Annotated in this window: 19 protein-coding genes and 1 pseudogene; 7 read left to right on the top strand and 13 right to left on the bottom strand. The window is 70.1% G+C overall.

All coding sequences use genetic code 11. From position 1 onward, the window contains the following. Positions 1–57: 57 nt before the first annotated feature. Positions 58–900, top strand: a complete 843-nt coding sequence (locus KCH48_RS35530; RefSeq protein ID WP_210581071.1) for a C40 family peptidase — start codon at positions 58–60, stop codon at positions 898–900. A gap of 82 nt (positions 901–982) precedes the next feature. On the opposite strand, the gene KCH48_RS35525 is transcribed toward KCH48_RS35530, so the two are convergent. Both KCH48_RS35525 and KCH48_RS35520 read right to left on the bottom strand, forming a co-directional pair. Next, positions 983–2,806: an FAD-dependent oxidoreductase gene (locus KCH48_RS35525; RefSeq protein ID WP_210581070.1), complete on the bottom strand. Its 1,824-nt coding sequence runs from the start codon at positions 2,804–2,806 to the stop codon at positions 983–985. A 108-nt stretch (positions 2,807–2,914) separates the two neighbouring features. After that, entirely contained in the window at positions 2,915–4,201 is a 1,287-nt protein-coding gene (locus KCH48_RS35520) for a geranylgeranyl reductase family protein (protein ID WP_210581067.1), read from the bottom strand. Positions 4,202–4,298: 97 nt separating this feature from the next. Here KCH48_RS35520 and KCH48_RS35515 point away from each other — a divergent pair, with 97 nt between their 5' ends. Together KCH48_RS35515 and KCH48_RS35510 are read left to right on the top strand one after the other, a co-directional pair. After that, positions 4,299–4,805 carry a GNAT family N-acetyltransferase gene (locus tag KCH48_RS35515; RefSeq protein ID WP_210581066.1) on the top strand — a complete coding sequence of 169 codons (507 nt, stop codon included), beginning with the start codon at positions 4,299–4,301 and terminating at the stop codon, positions 4,803–4,805. Positions 4,806–4,898: 93 nt separating this feature from the next. Beyond that, entirely contained in the window at positions 4,899–5,240 is a 342-nt protein-coding gene (locus KCH48_RS35510; protein ID WP_210581064.1) for a PASTA domain-containing protein, read from the top strand. Positions 5,241–5,266: 26 nt separating this feature from the next. Here KCH48_RS35510 and KCH48_RS35505 read toward each other — a convergent pair whose 3' ends face one another. Together KCH48_RS35505 and KCH48_RS35500 are read right to left on the bottom strand one after the other, a co-directional pair. Further along, complete coding sequence (locus KCH48_RS35505) at positions 5,267–5,962, bottom strand: demethylmenaquinone methyltransferase (RefSeq protein ID WP_210581062.1); 696 nt, start codon at positions 5,960–5,962, stop codon at positions 5,267–5,269. 23 nt (positions 5,963–5,985) lie between these two features. Beyond that, positions 5,986–7,065 (bottom strand): acyltransferase, encoded by a 1,080-nt coding sequence (locus KCH48_RS35500; protein ID WP_210581060.1) that lies wholly within the window; start codon positions 7,063–7,065, stop codon positions 5,986–5,988. A gap of 5 nt (positions 7,066–7,070) precedes the next feature. Between KCH48_RS35500 and KCH48_RS42590 the strand changes: the two are divergent. After that, positions 7,071–7,453 (top strand): annotated as a pseudogene (locus KCH48_RS42590) (hydrolase); the annotation flags it as partial. Positions 7,454–7,525: 72 nt separating this feature from the next. Here KCH48_RS42590 and KCH48_RS35495 read toward each other — a convergent pair. The 8 genes from KCH48_RS35495 to KCH48_RS35460 form a co-directional block, all read right to left on the bottom strand. Further along, positions 7,526–7,942 carry a hypothetical protein gene (locus KCH48_RS35495; RefSeq protein ID WP_210581058.1) on the bottom strand — a complete coding sequence of 139 codons (417 nt, stop codon included), beginning with the start codon at positions 7,940–7,942 and terminating at the stop codon, positions 7,526–7,528. Positions 7,943–7,949: 7 nt separating this feature from the next. After that, positions 7,950–9,149: a cyclic dehypoxanthinyl futalosine synthase gene (gene mqnC, locus KCH48_RS35490; protein WP_210581056.1), complete on the bottom strand. Its 1,200-nt coding sequence runs from the start codon at positions 9,147–9,149 to the stop codon at positions 7,950–7,952. A 72-nt stretch (positions 9,150–9,221) separates the two neighbouring features. Further along, positions 9,222–9,908, bottom strand: a complete 687-nt coding sequence (locus tag KCH48_RS35485) for an A24 family peptidase (protein ID WP_210581155.1) — start codon at positions 9,906–9,908, stop codon at positions 9,222–9,224. 81 nt (positions 9,909–9,989) lie between these two features. Beyond that, the gene (locus KCH48_RS35480) at positions 9,990–10,424 is read right to left on the bottom strand and encodes a GtrA family protein (RefSeq protein ID WP_210581054.1); all 435 of its coding nucleotides are present in this window, start codon (positions 10,422–10,424) and stop codon (positions 9,990–9,992) included. Then, entirely contained in the window at positions 10,424–11,407 is a 984-nt protein-coding gene (locus tag KCH48_RS35475) for a glycosyltransferase family 2 protein (protein WP_210581052.1), read from the bottom strand. Before KCH48_RS35475 ends, KCH48_RS35480 begins: the two co-directional genes overlap by 1 nt. Positions 11,408–11,448: 41 nt before the next feature. Further along, positions 11,449–14,097, bottom strand: a complete 2,649-nt coding sequence (locus tag KCH48_RS35470) for a YfhO family protein (protein WP_210581050.1) — start codon at positions 14,095–14,097, stop codon at positions 11,449–11,451. Between the two features lie 173 nt (positions 14,098–14,270). Then, positions 14,271–15,950, bottom strand: coding sequence for a serine/threonine-protein kinase (locus KCH48_RS35465; RefSeq protein ID WP_210581048.1), 1,680 nt, complete (start codon positions 15,948–15,950; stop codon positions 14,271–14,273). Positions 15,951–16,031: 81 nt separating this feature from the next. Further along, complete coding sequence (locus KCH48_RS35460) at positions 16,032–16,880, bottom strand: menaquinone biosynthetic enzyme MqnA/MqnD family protein (protein WP_210581046.1); 849 nt, start codon at positions 16,878–16,880, stop codon at positions 16,032–16,034. 306 nt (positions 16,881–17,186) lie between these two features. On the opposite strand from KCH48_RS35460, the gene KCH48_RS35455 reads away from it, so the two are divergent. From KCH48_RS35455 to KCH48_RS35445, 3 genes are all read left to right on the top strand, one after another. Continuing rightward, positions 17,187–17,390, top strand: a complete 204-nt coding sequence (locus KCH48_RS35455) for a cold-shock protein (RefSeq protein WP_003992177.1) — start codon at positions 17,187–17,189, stop codon at positions 17,388–17,390. A 126-nt stretch (positions 17,391–17,516) separates the two neighbouring features. Beyond that, positions 17,517–18,155 carry a class I SAM-dependent methyltransferase gene (locus KCH48_RS35450; RefSeq protein ID WP_210581044.1) on the top strand — a complete coding sequence of 213 codons (639 nt, stop codon included), beginning with the start codon at positions 17,517–17,519 and terminating at the stop codon, positions 18,153–18,155. A 145-nt stretch (positions 18,156–18,300) separates the two neighbouring features. Further along, positions 18,301–19,104: a LysR family transcriptional regulator gene (locus KCH48_RS35445; protein ID WP_210581042.1), complete on the top strand. Its 804-nt coding sequence runs from the start codon at positions 18,301–18,303 to the stop codon at positions 19,102–19,104. A gap of 36 nt (positions 19,105–19,140) precedes the next feature. Here KCH48_RS35445 and KCH48_RS35440 read toward each other — a convergent pair whose 3' ends face one another. Continuing rightward, positions 19,141–20,277: a sugar ABC transporter substrate-binding protein gene (locus KCH48_RS35440; protein WP_210581041.1), complete on the bottom strand. Its 1,137-nt coding sequence runs from the start codon at positions 20,275–20,277 to the stop codon at positions 19,141–19,143. Between the last annotated feature and the right edge of the window lie 8 nt (positions 20,278–20,285).

Here is a 20,285-nt window from a genome sequence, read left to right as displayed (position 1 = left end):
CCCGGGATTCAGGGCGCCGATTGAACAACTGTGGCGCAGCACACGTTTCTTGAAGGTATGGAGGAGCCCCTGATACCGGTTAGTCCCATGTCCCACACCGCTCACATACGCAGCCACCGGAAACCCCGCCGCACCGCGACGTCGACAGTCGCGATGCGAGCCGGAGTTGCCGGTGGCATCCTCAGCACCGTGGCAGTGGCCGGCGCGTCCGCTTCGGCGAACGCGGCCGAGCCGGTGACACAGACGCTCGAACTGCCCACGCTCACCGCCGACCTGACCGCTCAGGTCGAGCAGTCCGCACAGGCCACCCAGCTGGCCGCGGCCACCTATGAGCTGCAGGCCGAGCGCGACGCGGCCGCCGCCGATGCCGCCAAGGAGGCCAAGAAGGACCTCGCCGAGGCGAAGAAGAAGGCCGAGGCCAAGGAGAAGGCGGAGGAGGCCCGCAGGGCCGCCGCCGAGGCCGCCACCTCCCGCGCCGCCGAGCGGACCACGCTCTCCGCCGACGCCGGCACGGAGGCCTCCGCCTCGGTGTCCGCTCCGGCCAGCGGCAGCGTCGCGACGGTCATCTCGTTCCTCCAGGCACAGGTGGGCGACGCCTACGTCATGGGCGCCACGGGCCCCGACGCCTGGGACTGCTCCAGCCTGGTGCAGGCCGCGTTCAAGCAGGTCGGCGTGGACCTTCCGCGGGTGTCGCAGGACCAGTCGATGGCCGGTACCGAGGTCTCCCTGTCCAACGTTCAGGTGGGCGACATCCTGTACTGGGGCGGCAAGGGTTCCGCGTACCACACGGGCGTCTACATCGGAAACGGCCAGTACCTGGACGCGGCCAACCCCTCCAAGGGTGTGGTGATCCAGGACCTGTCCGGGTACCCGGCGTCGGGTGCGGTGCGCGTGCTCTGAGGCGCGTACAGCGAAACGCAGGACCGGAAGGGCCGCAGCCGCTCGGGGGCAGCGGCCCTCCTGGTGGCGTTCTGCGGCCCGTTCAGCCGAGGTCGAAGGTGTTGGGCAGGCCCAGCCGGTAGCGGACCTCGTCGACGCGTTTGAGCGGTTCCATCTCCGGCGGGCGGAACAGCTCCTGGATCTCACAGCGCTCGGCGTCCGAATTGTCCGCGTCAAGAAGCGCGTTGACGGCCAGCCGCGCTGACTCGTTGGCGCCTTCCATGGTCGCCAGGTCCACATCGGTACGGACGTAGTCGCCGGCGAGATAGAGGCCGGGCACCTTGGTCTGGGCCGTGGGGCGGTTGTAGAGGGTGCCCGTGGGGTGGATGAGGAGTTGCTCGCGGTTCTGCGGGTTCCCGCCGCCCAGGCCCGTCACCGCCGGGTCCATGAACCAGCCGAGGCGGTCCGCGTCGGTGAGCGTCGTCTTGCCGGAGTCGTTCAGGCCGTCCTTCAGTTGGGCCCAGAGCTCGGCGACGACCTCCTCGCGCGTGCACTCGCGGGCCGTCTTGCCGTACAGGATGCCCGGCTTGTCCCACTCGGAGATGATGGCCGACAGGCAGTCGTGCGCGCGGCCGTCTCCGTAGTCGGCCGAAAAGTCCCGTCCGTCCCAGAACTGGGCCTGGCCGACGGCCGTCACCGACCAGGGTGAGTCGAGGCAGTTGATGTGCCCGTTGACGACCGGCGTCGGGGTGCGCAGATAGAACATCACGCCGACCATCCAGTCCGTCTCCAGCGCGTCGCAGCGCGCGAGCTGCGGGTCGGCCGCGCGCAGGGCGGAGCCCCAGGTGCGGCGGGCGTGCTCGACGGGCAGGGCGCAGATGTAGTGGTCGGCGGTGACGGTACGGGCCTGGCCGCCGTCGCGCGCGGAGACCCGTACGCCGGTCACCCGGCCCCCCTCGTACACGATCTCCTCGACCTGTGTCCCCAGCACGAACTCGACGCCCAGGGATCGCAGATATGTCTCCCAGGGGTCGATCCAGGCCTCGCTGGTGGGGGCGTTGAGGACGCGGTCGACGTCAGCGTCGCCGTCCATGCCGCGGCCGAGGAGGCCCCACAGCAGCAGGGCCTCGATGATGATGCGGCCGACGGTGCGGGTGGAGGCGACCTCCGCGCGCGTGGCGACCAGGTTGCGGGTCTGGCCGACGCCGAGGACGGTCTGGTACTCCTCGCTCATCTCCTCCGCGCGGATGAAGTCCCACCAGGAGGTCTTCTCCCACTGGTCCTGGCGGCGGGCCTCGCAGCTGGTGAGGTGGACGAGGAGCCGGTTGGCAAAATACGCGGCCTCGTGGGCGGGCAGGCGGGTGCCGAGGTCGAGGACGGAGAGGATCTGGTCCCGGAGCCAGGTCGGCGTGATGTCGCCGGGGGCGGGCGGGGTGGTGAGGCGACGCAGCGGGAAGTGCAGGTCGGGACGGCCATCCGCGCGGGCGAAGAGGGCCTCGGTGCCGCTGCGGAGGTTGTCGTGGACGCCGTTCGCGTTGCCGGGGAAGGGGATGCGGCGCATCGTGTCCGGCAGGTTGCGGTAGAAGCCGGGGAAGAAGCGGAAGCCGTGTTCGGCGGGGAGATCCTGCCGCCCTCCGGCCGCCGTGCCGGGGAACGGCATCGAGCGGGCCTTGCCGCCGAGGGCGTCGTAGTACTCGTAGACGGTCACCGCGTAGCCGCGCTCGGCGAGTTCGTGGGCGGCGCTGAGTCCGGAGACCCCGCCGCCGAGGACGGCCACGCGCTTGCCGGGCGCGGCGGCGGACGCGCCCCCGGCGGTTCCTAAGGTGAGGGCGACTCCCCCGGCAACGCCCGCGCTCGCGCCGGCGAGGAAGCGTCTGCGGGTGTGGCCGGACTGCTGCTCGGGCTGCTGCGTGTGTTCTGTTGTCATGAATACGGGAGGGTAGGGAGGGGTGCCGGAGGCCGGAACCCCGAATCCCGGCCACCCACAGCATCCTCACAACAGGCAGCGTACGAAGGGGAGTTCGACGTTGCCGGATCAGGCCTTCGGCGCCACCTTGCTCAGCCCGTTGATGATCCGGTCCATCGCGTCGCCGCCGGTCGGATCGGTGAGGTTGGCCAGCATCTTCAGGGTGAACTTCATCAGGAGCGGGTGGGTCAGGCCGCGCTGGCTCGCGATCTTCATGACCTTCGGGTTGCCGATGAGCTTCACGAAGGCGCGGCCCAGCGTGTAGTAGCCGCCGTAGGTGTCCTTGAGGACACGCGGGTAGCGCTGGAGGGCGATCTCCCGCTGGGCCGGGGTGGCGCGCGCGTGTGCCTGCACGATGACGTCGGCGGCGATTTGGCCGGACTCCATGGCGTAGGCGATGCCCTCGCCGTTGAAGGGGTTCACCAGACCGCCGGCGTCGCCGACGAGCAGCAGCCCGCGCGTGTAGTGGGGCTGGCGGTTGAAGGCCATCGGCAGCGCGGCCCCGCGAATCGGCCCGGTCATGTTCTCCGGTGTGTAGCCCCAGTCCTCCGGCATGGACGCGCACCAGGCCTTCAGCACCTCGCGCCAGTCCAGTTCCTTGAAGGAGTCGGAGGTGTTGAGGACGCCCAGGCCGACGTTGGACGTGCCGTCGCCCATGCCGAAGATCCAGCCGTAGCCCGGCAGCAGCCGGTCCTCGCCCGGGCCGCGGCGGTCCCACAGCTCCAGCCAGGACTCCAGGTAGTCGTCCTCGTGACGGGGGCTCTCGAAGTACGTGCGGACCGCGACGCCCATCGGACGGTCCTCGCGGCGGTGCAGCCCCATCGCCAGGGAGAGACGGGTGGAGTTGCCGTCGGCGGCCACCACGAGCGGTGCGTGGAAGGTCACCTCCCGCTTTTCCTCCCCCAGCTTGGCGTGCACGCCCGTGATCCGGCCCGTGCGGTCGTCGATGATCGGGGCGCCGACGTTGCAGCGCTCGTACAGCCGGGCGCCCGCCTTCTGGGCCTGGCGGGCGAGCTGCTCGTCGAAGTCGTCGCGCTTGCGGACGAGGCCGTAGTCGGGGAAGGAGGCGAGATCCGGCCAGTCCAGCTGCAGTCGCACACCTCCGCCGATGATCCGGAGCCCCTTGTTGCGGAGCCAGCCGGCCTCTTCCGAGATGTCGATGCCCATCGAGACGAGCTGCTTGGTGGCGCGCGGGGTCAGTCCGTCGCCGCACACCTTTTCGCGGGGGAAGCTGGTCTTCTCCAGCAGCAGTACGTCGAGTCCGGCCTTCGCCAGGTAGTACGCGGTCGTGGAGCCGGCTGGCCCCGCGCCGACGACGATCACATCGGCGGTGTTTTCGGAGAGGGGCTCGGTCACGGCGGGATCTCCCCAAGTTCGCAATCTACGTGCCGACGGGCACTGGACATGGGCAGTCTATTCAGCGTTACTGATCACCCGGCTGAAGGGCTGCCCCGTGAACCGAGCACTCCCCGTGGTACGGCTCCGTGTCCCCACCGACGAGGACGCCCCCGCCTGGCACCGGATCTTCGACGACCCGGACGTCATGGAGTTCCACGGCGGCAAGCCGGCCGAGCTGTCGGTGTACGAGGAACTCACCGCCCGCCAGCGCAGACACGACGCCGAACGCGGCTTCTGCCTGTGGTCCATGCTCGACGAGTCCGGCGAGGTCATCGGCTTCACCGGCGCCCAGCCGTGGGAGCGGGAGTGGGGTCCCACGGGCGAGATCGAGATCGGCTGGCGGCTCGGGCGGGCGTACTGGGGCAAGGGTTACGTCACCGCCGCCGCGCAGATGACGCTGGAGCGGGTGCGGACGGCCGGAGTACCGAGCGTCGTGGCGATGGTGCACGCCGACAACGCGCGCTCGATCGCGGTGACGCAGCGGCTCGGCATGCGGCTCGCCGAGGTCTACACGACACCGGAGTCGAAGCAGCGCGGCCACCGCTACCGACTCGACCTGTGACTCTCAGTAACTGGCTGCTACAGAAAGCCACTTGACGCTTCCGGATGACACCCCCCGGCGGTTACCCTGCCTGTACCGCTGGGGGTGACATCTGTGCGCATAACACCCAAGACGCCCGAAGTGCGCGTACCGAAGCTGGTCGGTCTGATGGCCATGGACGCGCGCGAGGCGGCAGAGGCACACGGCGTGCTGCTGGCCGCACCCGACCGCCCCGACTTCCATCTCACGGTCGTCGACTATGTCGTACGGCAATACCCGCCGCCCGGCGTCGAGGTGCCCCACGGGGCCGTGGTCACCGTGTGGTTCGAACTGGGTGAGGGCGAGGGCGGCGGAGGTGCGGGCGTGCGTGAGCCGCGGATCCCGAATCCGCCGACGGGCGGACTGCAGCGCGAACTGGACGCGCCCGGGGACGCCTTCGAGATGCTCCGCCGGTGACAGGCGCCCCGCCGAACTGAAGAAGCTCAGCCCTCCTTGAAGCCCCGGTGCAGAGCGACGATCCCGCCGGTCAGGTTCCGCCAGGCCACCCTCGACCAGCCGGCCTTGCGCAGCCGCTCGGCCAGCGCGGGCTGGTCGGGCCAGGCGCGGATGGACTCGGCGAGGTAGACGTACGCGTCGGGGTTGGAGGAGACCGCGCGGGCGATCGGCGGCAGGGCGCGCATCAGGTACTCGGTGTAGACCGTGCGGAAGGGCGCCCAGGTCGGGTGCGAGAACTCGCAGATCACGACCCGTCCGCCCGGCTTGGTCACCCGGTACATCTCGCGCAGCGCGCCATCCGTGTCCTGGACGTTGCGCAGCCCGAAGGAGATCGTGACGGCGTCGAACACGTCGTCCCTGAAGGGCAGCTTCGTCGCGTCGCCCGCGGTCAGCGGCAGCCACGGGTGGTTCCGCTTGCCGACCTGGAGCATGCCGAGCGAGAAGTCGCAGGGGACGACATAGGCGCCGGTGCGGGCGAAGGGCAGCGAGGACGTCGCCGTACCGGCCGCCAGGTCCAGGACCTTCTGCGCGGGGCGGGCGTCGACGGCCCTGGCGACCTCCTTGCGCCACACCCGGTCCTGGCCGAGCGACAGCACGTCGTTCGTCAGGTCGTACCGTTCCGCGACGTCGTCGAACATCGAGGCGACTTCGTGCGGCTGCTTGTTCAGGGAGGCGCGGGTCACGGGCCCATTCTTGCAGGACCCGTTCACGGCAGAAGCCGCGGCTTCTTCTTCCCCGCCACGTCCTCCACCCAGCCGCACAGCAGCACGAACACGGCGATCAGGAGCCACCCGATCCCGAACATGAACCACTGGCTCTCCAGCGGCAGCCACTTCTCGAAGGCCGGCACCTTCCAGAACCGGTCGATCAGCGGGACGGCCAGGATCAGCGCGATCTCGTGCCAGAGGTAGATCGTGACCGCGCGCGCGTTGAAGACCGTCACGATCCTGTCCAGCGGCCGGAAGCGGATGAGCCCTGCGAAGTCGATCCGGAAGCGGGCCTTGGCCCACATCAGGAGCAGCACGAAACCGGCCGACCAGAAGGCCTGAGCGAGGGGGATCTCGTCGAGGTCGTAGGTGCCGAACTCGGCCTGGTGGCCGACGGCGTACCAGCCGCCGTACCCCATCGCGGCGAGCGACAGCAGGACGACGACGGCGGGTCGCATCCGCTGGAGCACGTCGTCGCGATGGGCGAAGCCGAGCATCCAGCAGAAGAGGTACGTCGACAGGTCCCACAGCGCGCTGCCGAACCGGTCGTCCGGGCCCGACCAGAGGAAGGTCAGGACCAGGACCGGGCAGAGGGACAGCAGGAGCACCGGGACGGGGGCGAGTCGGAAGACCTTCAGCAGGAGCGGGGAGAGCAGGACGAACCAGAGGTACGTCCGCAGGTACCAGAGGATCTCCCAGGCCTGTTCGCCCCACTGATTGCCCGGCGGGTCACCGAGCGGCACGACCCAGAAGACGATCTGCCAGCCCGGCATCCAGCCGTGGATCAGCATCGCGAGAACCACGAAGAAGCCCCAGAACCAGAACGGCGGCAGCAGCCGGCGCATCCGGCTCCGCACCACCGTGAACGCCGGGCGGTCCAGGGACTTCGCCATCAGGGAGCCGGCCAGGCCGAACATGATGCCCATGGAGGGGAACACCAGGCCGGCCCAGGCCCACCCGAAGGTGTGGTACGCGACCACGCGGATGAGGGCGAGGGCCCGCAGGGTGTCGAAGTAGCGGTCCCGGGTGGGTGCCGGCGCCGGGAGGGCATCGGCGGCGGGAGGAGCGACGGCGACCAAGGGCGCCTGACCTGAACGTGTCGTTCACGCTGCCGGTCATGCCGTCGGGGCTGGACGACGACAGCCTGACGCTTCTGGAGTCGGCCAACGACCACTCCGTGCAGGTCTCCACGGTCAACCTCATGACCATGAATTACGGCGGGTCGTACGACGGGGACATGGGGGTTATGCGATCACCGCGGCGAAGGCCGCGCACGATCAACTGGCCGATGTTTTCGGGCTGTCCGATGCGGCGGAAGTGCGGAGTTTTGCGGAGCAGAACGAGGTCGCGTGGGTGTCTATGTGGTCGACGTTCCGGGATCAGGAGTGTGCGGAGGGGGACACGGCTACGAATTGCAGTGGGGTTGACCGGGAGGCGGGGGCGTTTGCGGAAGCGTCTGCCGGGTGAGGGTGCGTCGGCGAGTGCGGGTCGTGGAGGGCTGGTCGCGCAGTTCCCCGCGCCCCTGACGGGGCGCTGATCTCACCGGCGTCTATGTACCAAGCGGCCCGCACACACCGTCGCCACGCACTCGCCCTTCTCGTCGAACACCGCCAGATCCGCACGGCCGTTCTCAGTGATCGTCATCGGGCGCGTGCGCGGCAGCACGGCCACGTCGTTCCGTGCCGCCGCCGCCCGCAGTTCAGCGGTGTTGGCGTACTCCTCCAGTACCGCCACCGCCCCCTCCTTCAGCACCGCGTGGATCCGTTCGCGCGGTGTCGGTGCGTCCGGGAGGGGGCCGTCGTGCACGCGCGCGGGTCCGAGGACGCCGCCGGGCCACTGCCGCACCCGCGCGTCCGGGAACCGCTCCGTCAGCTCGGTGAGCGACCCCACCGCGGCGACTCGCGTCCCCGCCACCGCGACGGCGCCGCCCTCGTCCGCCGCGTGAATCGTCAGCACGTGTACGTCAGTTGGAAGCGAGGAGCTTCAGCTCGGGGTGTGCCGTGCCGCCCTCGATCGCGGTGGACGAGATGTGGGACATGACGCGCTCGTCGACCGGGTCGTTCGCCGGGTCGTCGTGGACGACGAGGTGCTCGTACGTGGTCGAGCGCTGGGCCGGGACGCGTCCCGCCTTGCGGATGAGGTCGATGATCTCGAGGCGGTTGGAGCGGTGCTTGGCGCCCGCGCTGGAGACGACGTTCTCCTCCAGCATGATCGAGCCGAGGTCGTCGGCGCCGTAGTGGAGGGAGAGCTGGCCGACCTCCTTGCCCGTGGTCAGCCAAGAGCCCTGGATGTGGGCGATGTTGTCCATGAAGAGGCGTGCGATGGCGATCATCCGCAGGTACTCGAAGAGCGTGGCCTGCGTGCGGCCCTTCAGGTGGTTGTTCTCGGGCTGGTAGGTGTACGGGATGAAGGCCCGGAAGCCGCCCGTGCGGTCCTGTACCTCTCGGATCATCCGCAGATGCTCGATGCGCTCGGCGTTGGTCTCGCCCGTGCCCATGAGCATCGTGGACGTCGACTCCACGCCCAGTTTGTGCGCGGCCTCCATGATCTCCAGCCAGCGCTCGCCGGACTCCTTGAGGGGCGCGATGGCCTTGCGGGGGCGCGCGGGAAGGAGTTCCGCGCCGGCGCCGGCGAAGGAGTCGAGGCCGGCGGCGTGAATGCGCTGGATCGCCTCCTCGACGCTCACCTTGGAGATCCGGGCCATGTGCTCGACCTCGCTCGCCCCCAGGCTGTGGATGACGAGCTGCGGGAAGGCCTGTTTGATCGCCGAGAAGTGCTGCTCGTAGTACTCGACGCCGAAGTCCGGGTGGTGGCCGCCCTGGAACATGATCTGCGTGCCGCCGAGCTCGACCGTCTCGGCACACCGCCGCAGGATGTCGTCGAGGTCACGGGTCCAGCCCTTGGCCGTGTCCTTGGGGGGCGCGTAGAAGGCGCAGAACTTGCAGGCCGTGACGCAGACGTTCGTGTAGTTGATGTTGCGCTCGATGATGTACGTCGCGATGTGCTCGGTCCCGGCGTACCTGCGCTTGCGTACGGCGTCGGCGGCGGCGCCGAGCGCGTGCAGCGGGGCGTCGCGGTAGAGGTCGAGCGCCTCCTCCGGGGTGATCCGCCCACCCTCGGCGGCACGGTCGAGGACGGACTGCAGGTCGGCCTTCTCGGTCACCGGAGCGTCCCTTTCGTCAAGGGTTGTGGACGGACCAAGCCAGCCTACGCCAGGCCTTTTACCGAGCCGACCTCAGGCCGTGTACGCCCCGATCAGCAATCCGGCATACGCCCCCGCGATCAGGAACGGCCCGAACGGGATCGCCGTCTTCCGGCCCGCCTTCCGCGCGACGACGAGCGCACCGCCGTAGAGCGCCCCCAGCACGAACCCCGCGAGCGTGCCGAGCATCACCGTCGGCCAGCCGTACCAGCCGAGCGCGGCGCCCATGCCGAGGGCCAGCTTGACGTCGCCGAAGCCCATGCCGCCGGGGTTGATCAGGAACAGGACGAGGTAGCCGCAGCCGAGGGTCAGCGCGCCGAACAGGGCGGTGAGCCAGTCCCCGGTGTGCTCGGGAACGAGCGCGACCAGCCCGAGGAGGACCAGGACCGCCGCCGCGAGCGGGAGGGTCAGCGCGTCCGGCAGGCGCCGCACCCGGAAGTCGACGACCGCGAGGAGCACGCCGACGGGGGCGAGGAGGAGCCAGACGGCGATTTCGGGGCGGGTGTCGGTGGCGGCGGCGAGGGCGGCGCAGACGAGGGCGGTGGTCAGGGGGAGGAGGGGGGTGGTGGCGGGGCCGTACGACGGGTCCGGGCACTTGGCGCATCGCGCCCGCCCGGCCCATCCCCGGATCGGATGCCCGCCGGGGCACTGCTCGCGCCACTCCTCCCCGGACGGGACGGCGAAGCGGTAGGCCGCGCGGGGCAGCAGCGCACCCGCCATCGCGCCCCACAACGCGGCGACGGTCACGAGGAGGCCAGTCACAAGGAGTCAGTATCGCAGCGGCAGTTCTGCCGACCCTTTTTACCGAGGGCTTCTGCCGGCCTTCGGCAGCATGATCGTCCGTGACACCACGAACGTCGCCGGGATCGCCACCATCGACGCGAGCAGCGGAGCGAAGCGGCTTCCGGCGTGCAGGATGTCGACGATGACGTACACCCCTGCCGTGGTGACGACGAAGCTCGTCGCGTTCGTCAGGGGGAACAGCAGGAATTTCCGCCAGGTCGGTCTCGTCCGGTAAGTGAACCGGGTGTTGAGGAAGAAGGACCCGATCATGCTGAGGCCGGAGGCGACGAGGTGCGCGGCCATGTACGGAAGGTGCGGCAGGAGCAGCAGGTAAAGGCCGTAGTACGTGCCGGTGTTGATGACACCGACGACGGCGAAGACGACGATCTGGCCCGATATCGGGCGGGGCTCCGACTCGGTTCCGGTTCGCGTGCTCGTCAGGGAATTGCTCATCAGGGAATGAGATCCTTGGTCGGGTGACCGCCGCACCGTGCCGGGTCCGGGGCTCGGTCCACGTTCGTCGCCTTCACCAGGAAGTGCGGGCGGCCCTTGACCTCGTAGTAGATCCGCCCGGTGTACTCGCCGATGATCCCCAGCATGATCATTTGCATGGCCGCCGCGGCGGTGACGGCCGTGATAATCGTGACATAGCCCGGGGTCTCCACGCCGTTGATGAGCGCGGCGCCCACAATCCACGCCGTGTAGAGGCCCGTGCACAACAGCAGTGCCATGCCGAGGTAGAGGGCGGCGCGCAGCGGGCGGTTGTTGAAGGAGAGCAGGCCGTCGAGGCCGTAGTTGAGCAGGCTGCGGAAGCTCCAGGAGCTGCTGCCGTGGGCGCGGGTGGCGTTCTCGTACTCGAAGGTGGTGCTGGGGAAGCCGACCCAGGCGAACAGGCCCTTGGAGAAGCGGTTGTACTCGGTGAGGTCCACGATCGCGTCCACCACACGCCGGGAGAGCAGCCGGAAGTCGCCCACGCCGTCGACGAGTTCGACGTCGACGAGCCGGTTGATGAGGCGGTAGTAGAGGCGGGCGGTGACCGTGCGGGTGAGGCGGTCGCCGGTCCTGGTGCGCTTGGCGATGACCTGGTCGTAGCCCTGGTCGTGCAGTTCCACCATGCGGTGGATCAGCTCCGGCGGGTGCTGGAGGTCCGCGTCCATGACGATCACGGCGTCACCCGAGGCGTGGCGCAGACCGGCGAGCAGGGCTGCCTCCTTGCCGAAGTTCCGGCTGAAGGAGACGTAGCGCACGCGCGCGTCGAGTTCGGCCAGCCGCTGCAACTCCTCGAGAGTCCGGTCGCGGCTGCCGTCGTCGACGTAGACGAACTCCATGTCGTGGCCGAGCGGCAGGAGTTCCTCCGCGATCTTCTGGACCGCGTCGTGGAACCGGGCTATGACGTCTTCTTCGTTGAAGCAGGGTGCGACGATCGAGATGAGCATGGTTCGGGTTCTCCCCGTGAGGTCCGGTCGGCGAGCGGTGGTCAGGCGCTCGGATGGTGGTGTGCGCGCCGTCGTCTGACCGCGGCGAGGACGCTGAGGGCGATGAGGGTCAGCAGGGAGGCGGCGCCGACGGCTCCGCCCAGGCGCAGGCCCGGTGGGTGGAACGTGCAGGTGAGACTGGTCGAGGAGCCGTCCAGGGGGACGGCGATCAGGCCGTAGTACTGCTTCGCGGGTACGGCGTCGGCGGCACCGGTCGCACAGCGCCAGCCGGCGATGCGCGGGGCCGCGACGACCGCGGTTCCCTTGCTGCCGGGCGGCAGTTCGGCGCGGATCGTGCCGTCGGAGACGGACACCTTCGTGGCGCCGGTGGTCTTCAACTGGTCGACGGCGGCGCGCAGGCGCCCGGTGTCGAGGCAGCCGACCGCGCCCTCGGGGACGACGCCCGGCCGGTTCGGGGACAGCTCGATGCGGAGCCGCCCGGACGCCGGGACCGTGCCGAGGGGCTCTATCGCGGCGATCTTGGTCCCGGGGTCGGACCGGAACCGCCCGGGACTCTGCGCCCCGGCGATGCTCGCGGTGCCCGAGAAGCGCGGGGCCCAGAGGTACGCCTCACTGCCGGCCCGGCAGGTAGCGGTGATCGTCGACGTGCCGGGTCCGTTGACCCGTAGCCCGGGCCGGCTGCCGGCGCTGCGCTGCGGCTGCTTCCCGGAGGGGGTGCGGACGGTGATGGGCGGCACGGTGTAGACGCGGGCGCCCAGCAGCAGTTCCTGGTTGCGGTACGGCGACGGCCCGAAGGCGGAGACGTTCGCGCCGGCGGTCGGCCGCACCGTGACCAGGGGCGGCACGTCCTGGCGGGTCACGGTCGCCTTGGTGCCGTCCTGCGGGAACCAGCCCTGGTGCGGGTCCGGCGGTGAGTGCACCCGCGCGCCGACGGAGAAGATCGCGTCCGTGACGGCGTTGTCCAGGCTCTGGATGTTGCGGCCGCGCGAGGTGTAGCCGCCGCCGAGGGCGATGAGCGTGCGGCTGAGGACGTCGGCGGTCAGGCTGCTGTAGTACTGGGCGCCCTGACCGCCCACCATCAGCGGGTCGTTGCCGACGGTCTGCTCCCGGCCCGGGTCGGTCCGATAGCGGGGCCAGCCGTCGGCCTCGGCGATCGCGTCCGCCTGTTGCTGCTGCCGCGGCCCCCAGGGCGCGTAGTCGTCCAGGTGCCCGAAGCGCAGCCGGGTGGCGACGGCGGAGGTGGCGGTGGCCTCGGCGACCTGCGTGCCGATGAGCAGCGTGACGGCCAGTCCGGCGAGGACCGTCTTACGCCGCCCGCTGTGGTGGCGGGCGAGCAGGGCCAGCCCGCACAGGGCGCCCGCGGCGGCGAGCAGGGTGAGCGGCAGGACGAAGGAGCGGTCCGTCAGCGCGCTGCGGCTCGCGACGGCGATGATCAGCGCCAGCAGTCCGCCCGCCGCACCCAACGCGCGCCGGCCGGGAGGGCCGTACGCCAGCGCATGCCACGCGGCGATCACCAGCAGCCCGCAGAGCACGAAGGTCTGCCGGTACGAGCTGCCGTTCGGGGTGGTGAAGGCGTGCCAGAGAAGGTGGGTCGGGCCCCACTGGAACGACAGCGCGACGGCGACGGCGAGCAGCGTCCAGCCGTAGCGGACCGGGCGCGGGACCTTCCGGTGGAAGGGCAGGGCGAGGGCGAGCAGCAGCGCTGTGGTGCCGACGTAGATGGCGGGCGTACCGAAGTTGTACGTCGTCGGCAGCAGCCGGGCCACCATGTCCTCGGTCGACGAGGGGACGAACGTCCGGACCACGCCGGGGTAGGCGTGCTTGGTGCCGAAGTACACGACGACGACCAGCGGAGCCGCCAGTCCGACGCCGAGCGCCATGGTCAGGACCGCGCGGCCCGCCGCCGCGAGGCGCTGCCGCCGGTCGAGGTCCGCGAGCCAGAGCCGCAGTAACACCACCAGACCGGCGGCGAGCGTGGCCATGTACGCCGTGTAGAAGTTGGCGATCCAGACGAGCGCCACGATGATCACGCCGAGCACCCGACGCCGGTCGTTCAGCGCCCACTCGCCGACCAGGCACAGCAGCGGCAGGGCGAGCAGGCCGTCGAGCCACATCACGTTGTAGATGGCGGAGGCCAACGTCCAGCCGCACAGGGCGTACGACGCTCCGAGCAGCCCCGCGGCCCACCAGCGGCCGGGGCGCATCCGGAGCAGCAGCCACGCCATCGCGGCCCCCGCCGACGCCACCTTCAGCAGGGTGATCACATACACCGCGAGGTCGATCTCGTCCCGCGGGAACACCCCTACGAGCAGGGCGAACGGGCTGCTGACGTACGTACCGAGGTCGGGCAGGAAGCTGGAGCCGTACCCGGACTGCCAGTTGACGAGGAGGCCGCCGTCGGCCCGTCCGTGCAGCAGGTCCCACAGGTGGGCGTGGAAGGGGACGTACTGGTTGCCGAGGTCGTTGACGCTGCGGGTGCGGGAGCCGAAGGGGTAGCTGCGGGCGATGATGTCGCCGGCGCACAGGACGGCGAGGGTGAGGGCCGCGGCCAGCAGCGCGGCGGTGCCTGCCGGGCCGGCGGGGCGGCGGGGCAGACGGAGGCGGAGCCGGGTCCGGGTTCCGTGCGTGGCCCCCGGCAACGGCGTTGCCGGGGTCGCCTGTTCCGTTAAGGGCGGGCTCGGACTGACCATTCTCGGCAAGCCTCCGGAGAATCGCGGGTGATTCTCCGTCTTAGATGAGCGCCGCTCAGGAATGGTTGTGTGACATCAGGAACCGTGGGGAACAATTCCGGCTACGTGCACCGGAGTTTCCCAAACAGGGCATTAACAAAAAGTGGACACAGGATGTCCTGAAGCGGGACCCGCTAATCGATCTTCGACATCCGGGCCGTCGGATTCCCCGACTCCGCGCTGTCCGACCGGTAGGTCAGATCGTCCCCGACCGGAGTGATCCGCACCGTCGCGGCGGCCTGACTGCACCCCGCGTGATTGCCCTTGGCCCCCACGGACGTCGCCACGATCTGCTTCGCGGACACACTCTTCAGGGTCAGTACGTCATTGCAGACGAAGCCGACCGGATCGGTCTGCCGAACCGTCCCCAACTCCTCGCCCACGTCCGCCTTGTGGAGGGTGACCCGGAAGGTACCCATGGGGAGGCTGCCGCCGAGTCCGGTGCCCTGGCCTTCCCAGGTGCCGAGGTAGGCGGCGGGTACGGCGGTCGGATTGCTGTCACCCGGCGCCTCACTGGACGACGAGCCGGACGCCGAGCTGGACGGTGAACCGCCCGCCGAGTCTGACGCGTTGCTGTCTCCCGGCAGCAGGTCGAACACGAACACCGACCCCACCGTCACCGCCGCCAGCGCCCCCGCGACCGCGAGAGCCACCGTGCAGCTCACCCTCCGACCCCGCCCCCCGTCACCCGGCGCCGCGGTCGCCGCCACGGAAACGGAGAGCTTGCCGGGCTGCTGCGGAGACACCGTCGGCGCGGCGTCACGCGGCTCGGGCACGGAACCCGAGGGCGTGGAACCCGACGGCACGGAAGCCGACGGCACGGAACCCGACGGCGCGACGGACGGCATGACCGGCGGCGGCCCGAACTCCCCCACCGACGGATTGCTGAACCCCACCGGCCCCGACGCCACCTCCCCCGCCGCCTCAAGATTCAGCAGCTGTACGGCACCCCGGCTCACCTGCTCCACCAGCGCCCCCGGCAGCCACCCGCCCGAGACCAGCCGGGCCGCGCCCTCCGGAGCCAGCAGCCGGGCCACCTCACCCGGCGAGGGCCGAGCCTCCGGGTCCTTTCCGAGACAGGCCGCCGCCAGCTCCCGCAAGTCACCGGTCAGGGACCCGAGTTCGGGCTCTTCGTGGACGACCTTGTAGAGCAGCGCCGCCGACGAGTCACCGCGGAACGGCGGCTCCCCCGTCGCCGCGTACGCCAGCACCGCCCCCAGCGAGAAGACGTCCGCCGCACCCGTGACGCCCTTGCCGAGGATCTGCTCGGGCGACATATAGCCGGGCGAGCCGATCGAGACGCCGGTGGAGGTGAGGGACGCCGTGCCGTCCGTGGCGCGGGCGATCCCGAAGTCGATCAGCAGCGGCCCGTCGAGGGTGAGCAGCACGTTCGAGGGCTTCACATCCCGGTGGACCAGCCCCAGTTCGTGCACGGCCGCCAGCGCCTCGGCCAGACCCGCACCCAAGGCCCGTACTGAATGGAGCGGCAGCGGACCCCGGTCCGCGACCGCCGCGCTCAGCGAGGGGCCCGCCGCATACGCGGTGGCCACCCAGGGCACCCGCGCGTCGGGGTCGGCGTCCAGCACCGGCGCGGTCCAGGCGCCGCCCACCCGGCGCGCGGCGTCGACCTCGCGCCGGAAGCGGGCGCGGAACTCCTCGTCGAGGGCGAAGTGCGGGTGCACGATCTTCACCGCGACCGTGCGGCCACCGGAGCTGCGGCCCAGATAGACCCGCCCCATGCCGCCGGAGCCGAGCCGGCCGAGCAGCCGGTAGGGACCCACGGTGGTGGGTTCGTCGACGTCGAGCGGTTGCATGGCGCGCCCCCCTCTCCCCCGCGCACGCCAGTCTCCTGCGCGTACGCCTGCACTCCCGGCAGCCTATGGGTACAGACGCTCCTACGGCTGGAGCAGATCCACCTTCACGTCGGCCGGGAAGCCGGTCGTCGGACCGACGCGGCGGGCGAACTCGGCGACCGCCTCCAACTGGGGTGCCCCGAAGCGGAAGTCGAGGGTCGTGAAGTACCGCTCCAGGACCTGTTCGTCGAAGGCCTCCCAGCGGGCCGCCTGCTCGGCGACCTTGCCGACCTCGTCGAGGGAGAGGTTGCGGGAGGCGAGGAAGGCCTCGTGCACGGCGCGGGTGATGACGGGCTCGCGCTCCAGGTAGTCGCGGCGGGCGGCCCAGACGGCGAAGACGAAGGGCAGGCCGGTCCACTCCTTCCACAGCGCGCCGAGGTCGTGCACCTCGAGGCCGAAGCGCGGGCCGTCGAGCAGGTTGGCGCGCAGCGCGGCGTCCCCGATCAGTACGGCCGCCTCGGCCTCCTGCATCATCAGGCTCAGGTCGGGCGGGCACGTGTAGTAGTCGGGCCGCACGCCGTAGCGGTCGGCCAGCAGCAGCTGGGCCAGGCGGACGGAGGTGCGCGAGGTCGAGCCGAGGGCGACCCGGGCGCCGTCCAGCCGGTCCAGCGGGACCTGCGAGACGATCACGCAGGACATCACCGGTCCGTCGCAGCCGACGGCGATGTCCGGGAAGGCGACCAGGTCGTCGGCGTTGCGCAGGAACTCCACGAGCGTGATGGGCCCGATGTCCAGGTCACCCTTGACCAGCTGCTCGCTGAGCTTCTCCGGGGTGTCCTTGGTCAGCTCGAAGTCGAGGAGGGTGCCGGTTCTCGCGAGCCCCCAGTACAGGGGCAGGCAGTTGAGGAACTGAATGTGGCCGACGCGCGGCCGGGTGCGAGAAATGTCCACATCGCGAGACTAGACCCCGTGGGGTACGGTGCACTCTTCAGGGTGCCGCGAACCGCCTCATAGGCCCCGTCAGCCCCCCGCCTGGATCTTCAAACTTCCGAGTGACGTGATCTTGGCCTCTATTGCTTTCGGCTGCCTGCATGCTAGGCTCGCCGCAAGTTGCAGTTTGGTTTCCCTTGCAGTACAGAGCCTGCGGAGCATGTAACCGCGGGCTCTCGTCGTTTTCAGACGTATGCAGTTGTGCGGCACTGTTTTCACACTTGCAGGTTCTGGAGCAGGGCAACCCTTTGGGCCCAAGGAGGGCTTATGGCTACCGGAACCGTGAAGTGGTTCAACGCCGAAAAGGGCTTTGGTTTCATCGCCCAAGAAGGCGGCGGCCCCGACGTCTTCGTTCACTACTCCGCGATCAATGCGAGCGGCTTCCGCTCGCTGGAGGAGAACCAGCAGGTCTCCTTCGACGTCACTCAGGGCCCGAAGGGCCCGCAGGCGGAGAACGTCACCCCCGTCTGAGTCTTCGGCCTCGGAGCCTGGTGCTTTGATCCGGAACGAATAGCAGTACCCAAGGAGCCCCACGCCGCAAGGCGACGGGGCTCCTGCCTTTTGCCCCGTCAGTGGGGGTCGGTAGGGTCCGCGGCCATGACCGAAGCCGATTTCCTCACCGCCACCCGCACCTTCTACGACGCCATCGCCGAGGACTACGCCGACCTCTTCCGTACCGCGTTCGCCACGCCGCTGGACCGGGCGGTGTTCGCCGGGTTCGCGGAACTGGTGGGGGCGGGCGGTCGCGTGGCCGACCTGGGCTGCGGGCCGGGGCGGGTGACGGCCCACCTCGCCTCCCTCGGACTGTCCGTCTTCGGGCTCGACCTGTCGGAGTCGATGCTCGCGATCGCCCGGCGGGAGAATCCGGGGCTGCGGTTCGAGCAGGGCTCGATGCTGGAGCTGGACCTTCCCGACGGTTCGCTCGCGGCCGCCGTGTCCTGGTACTCGTCGATCCACACCCCCGTGAACGAACTCCCCTCCCTCTTCGCCGAGTTCCGCCGCGTCCTCGCACCCGGCGGCCACCTCCTGATCGCCTTCCAGATCGGCGACGAGCCCCGCCGCCACGAACGGCCCTGGGGCCACGAGGTGACGCTGGACTTCCAACGCCGCCGGCCGGACCAGATCGACGGCCTGCTCCGGGCGGCAGGGTTCGCGCCCGTCATGCGGATGGTGCGAGAGCCGGCCCCGAACGAAACAACTCAGCAGGCGTCCCTGATCGCCCGCAAACCCACCTAGCATCAGCGCCCCGTAGGGGGCGCGGGGAACTGCGCGACCAGCCACAACGAACCCGCAGCTGCTCAGGAAACGCGGCGCCCGGTCGGAAAGCAACGGACACATGGCCTGGCGATCGAAGCTCGAGCGCGCCCCAGACGGTCGTGTTGTGACCCTCGACGACCTGCGAGTATTCGTGGCGGTGTGCCGGGCCGGGAGCCTCAGTGCGGTGGCACGCGATCTCTCGTGCACCCAGTCCGCGGTGACCCAGCACGTGAAGCGGCTGGAGCGGCAGCCGCGAGGTGTCGTACCGACACATGCCGGCCGCGTGCTGGAGGCGGCCGCGTCCGAAGGGCTCGTCGGGCTGGAGCTGGCGCTGCGGCGGCTGCGGGACCTGGCCGACGGGGAGAGCGGCACGGTACGGGTGGCGACCGGCGCGACGACCGTACGGCACTTCATGTCGGACGCGGTGGTGACGTTCCGGCAGCGGCATCCCAAGGTCAACCTGGAGTTCCGCACGAAGAGTTCGAGCCGGGCGTGTTTCGACGCGCTGGCCGACAGCGACCTGGACCTGGCGTGGATCACGCTGGGCCGGCCGGTGCGGGGCATCGAGCAGCGGCCGGTGGTGGAGTTGCCGTGGGTGCTGGCGGTGCGGGCCGGCGACCCGCTGGCCGACCGCGCGTCCCTGGACGCCGCCTGCGCCGACTTGGGCGTCCGTTTCAGCTTCGACACCAGCGTGGCCGACTGGGACACGGCGCTGCTCCTGGCCGAGCTGGGGGTCGGGCGGGCGGTCGTGCCCGCGTTGCCCGGGCTGCCCGTCCCCGGCGACGGAGCCCTCCGCCTGATCCCGCTCCCCAGCCTCTGCCCGCTGCCCGTCGGCTGGGCCGTGCGCCGCTGGGATGCGCTCAGCCCGCCGACCAGGGCGTTCGCCGACCTGGTGGAGAGCTATCGAAGGGACGGCGCGCGGCCCTGACCGCTCCGCGCTCCTCCACTCCACTCCACTCCGGGCTTACTTCAGGCCGATCGCCGCGCAGTCCGCCGCGTACTCCGCGGTGCAGATCTCCTTGACGGTGTAGACGTCGTCCTGGATCAGCGTCTCCTCGATGTTGTCCTGGGTGACGGCGATCACCGGTACCAACTGTGCGGGAATGTCGTCCTGCGTCGGGCTGTCGACCTTGTCCTGGGTCAGTGCGTCGAACTCGATCGAGCGCCCCTGGACCTTGAACACGGCCATCCTCGCGGCCTGGGTCGCCTCCTCGGCGAACGGCTTGTACACGGTCATGTACTGGTCGCCCGCGACGATCCGCTGCACCGCGTCCAGATTCGCGTCCTGCCCGGTCACCGGCGGAATCCTGCTCGCGCCCGCCGCCTTCAGCGCCGTGATCACGGGGCCCGCGAGTCCGTCGCTCGCCGCGTACACGGCGGCGATGTCGTCCACCCCGACGGCCTCGATCGCCTTACCCATGTTCGCTTCGGCGACTACGGGCGACCACTTGTCCGTGTCGTACTGCTCGACGATGTCGACCTTGCCCTCGAGCTCGTCGAGCGCGCCCTTCTTGAACAGTGCCGTGTTCGGGTCGCCGGGGTCGCCGTTCATCATGACGACCTTGGAGGACTCGGCCCGCGAGCCGAGTTCGCCCATGATGGCGCGGCCCTGCACCTCGCCGACCAGCTCGTTGTCGTGGGAGACATACGCGTCGATGGGCCCCTGCGCGAGCCGGTCGTAGGCGATGACCGGAATGTTCGCGTCCTTGGCCTTCTGCACGTCCGCGGCGATGGCCTTGGCATCCAGCGCGTCGACGAGGATGACATCCACCTTGTCGGCGATCATCTTCTGGAACTGCCGGCTCTGCTCGGCCACGCTCGCCTCGGCGTTGGCGTAGACGACCTTGCCTTTGTTGTTGGTGAGGGTGGCGACTTCCTTCTTGATCAGCGGTTCGTCGAACTTCGCGTAACGGGCCGTGTCTTTGTCCGGCAGGAGGAGACCCACCGTGATGTCGTCGCCCTTCTCCGGGGTCGCGGAGCTGTCGCTGTCCCCGATTCCGTCGACGACACCGCACGCGGTGATCGACAGGGCCGAGACGGAGGCGGCGAGAGCTATGCAGATACGGCGTAGGGCTGATGTGTGGGGGGAAAGAGGGTTCACTGCTGGAG

This window comes from Streptomyces sp. GESEQ-4, assembly GCF_017948455.1.
Taxonomy (GTDB): domain Bacteria; phylum Actinomycetota; class Actinomycetes; order Streptomycetales; family Streptomycetaceae; genus Streptomyces.
This window is presented reverse-complemented; position numbering and strand designations above follow the sequence as displayed.

What these genes read in the sequence shown, in the direction of transcription:
- KCH48_RS35530 (WP_210581071.1), top strand. Translation starts at nt 58, where the DNA reads ATGGAGGAGCCCCTGATACCGGTTAGTCCCATGTCCCACACCGCTCAC.
- KCH48_RS35525 (WP_210581070.1), bottom strand. Translation starts at nt 2,806, where the DNA reads ATGACAACAGAACACACGCAGCAGCCCGAGCAGCAGTCCGGCCACACC.
- KCH48_RS35485 (WP_210581155.1), bottom strand. Translation starts at nt 9,908, where the DNA reads ATGGCGGGTGCGCTGCTGCCCCGCGCGGCCTACCGCTTCGCCGTCCCG.
- KCH48_RS35480 (WP_210581054.1), bottom strand. Translation starts at nt 10,424, where the DNA reads ATGAGCAATTCCCTGACGAGCACGCGAACCGGAACCGAGTCGGAGCCC.
- KCH48_RS35475 (WP_210581052.1), bottom strand. Translation starts at nt 11,407, where the DNA reads ATGCTCATCTCGATCGTCGCACCCTGCTTCAACGAAGAAGACGTCATA.
- KCH48_RS35470 (WP_210581050.1), bottom strand. Translation starts at nt 14,097, where the DNA reads ATGGTCAGTCCGAGCCCGCCCTTAACGGAACAGGCGACCCCGGCAACG.
- KCH48_RS35465 (WP_210581048.1), bottom strand. Translation starts at nt 15,950, where the DNA reads ATGCAACCGCTCGACGTCGACGAACCCACCACCGTGGGTCCCTACCGG.
- KCH48_RS35455 (WP_003992177.1), top strand. Translation starts at nt 17,187, where the DNA reads ATGGCTACCGGAACCGTGAAGTGGTTCAACGCCGAAAAGGGCTTTGGT.
- KCH48_RS35450 (WP_210581044.1), top strand. Translation starts at nt 17,517, where the DNA reads ATGACCGAAGCCGATTTCCTCACCGCCACCCGCACCTTCTACGACGCC.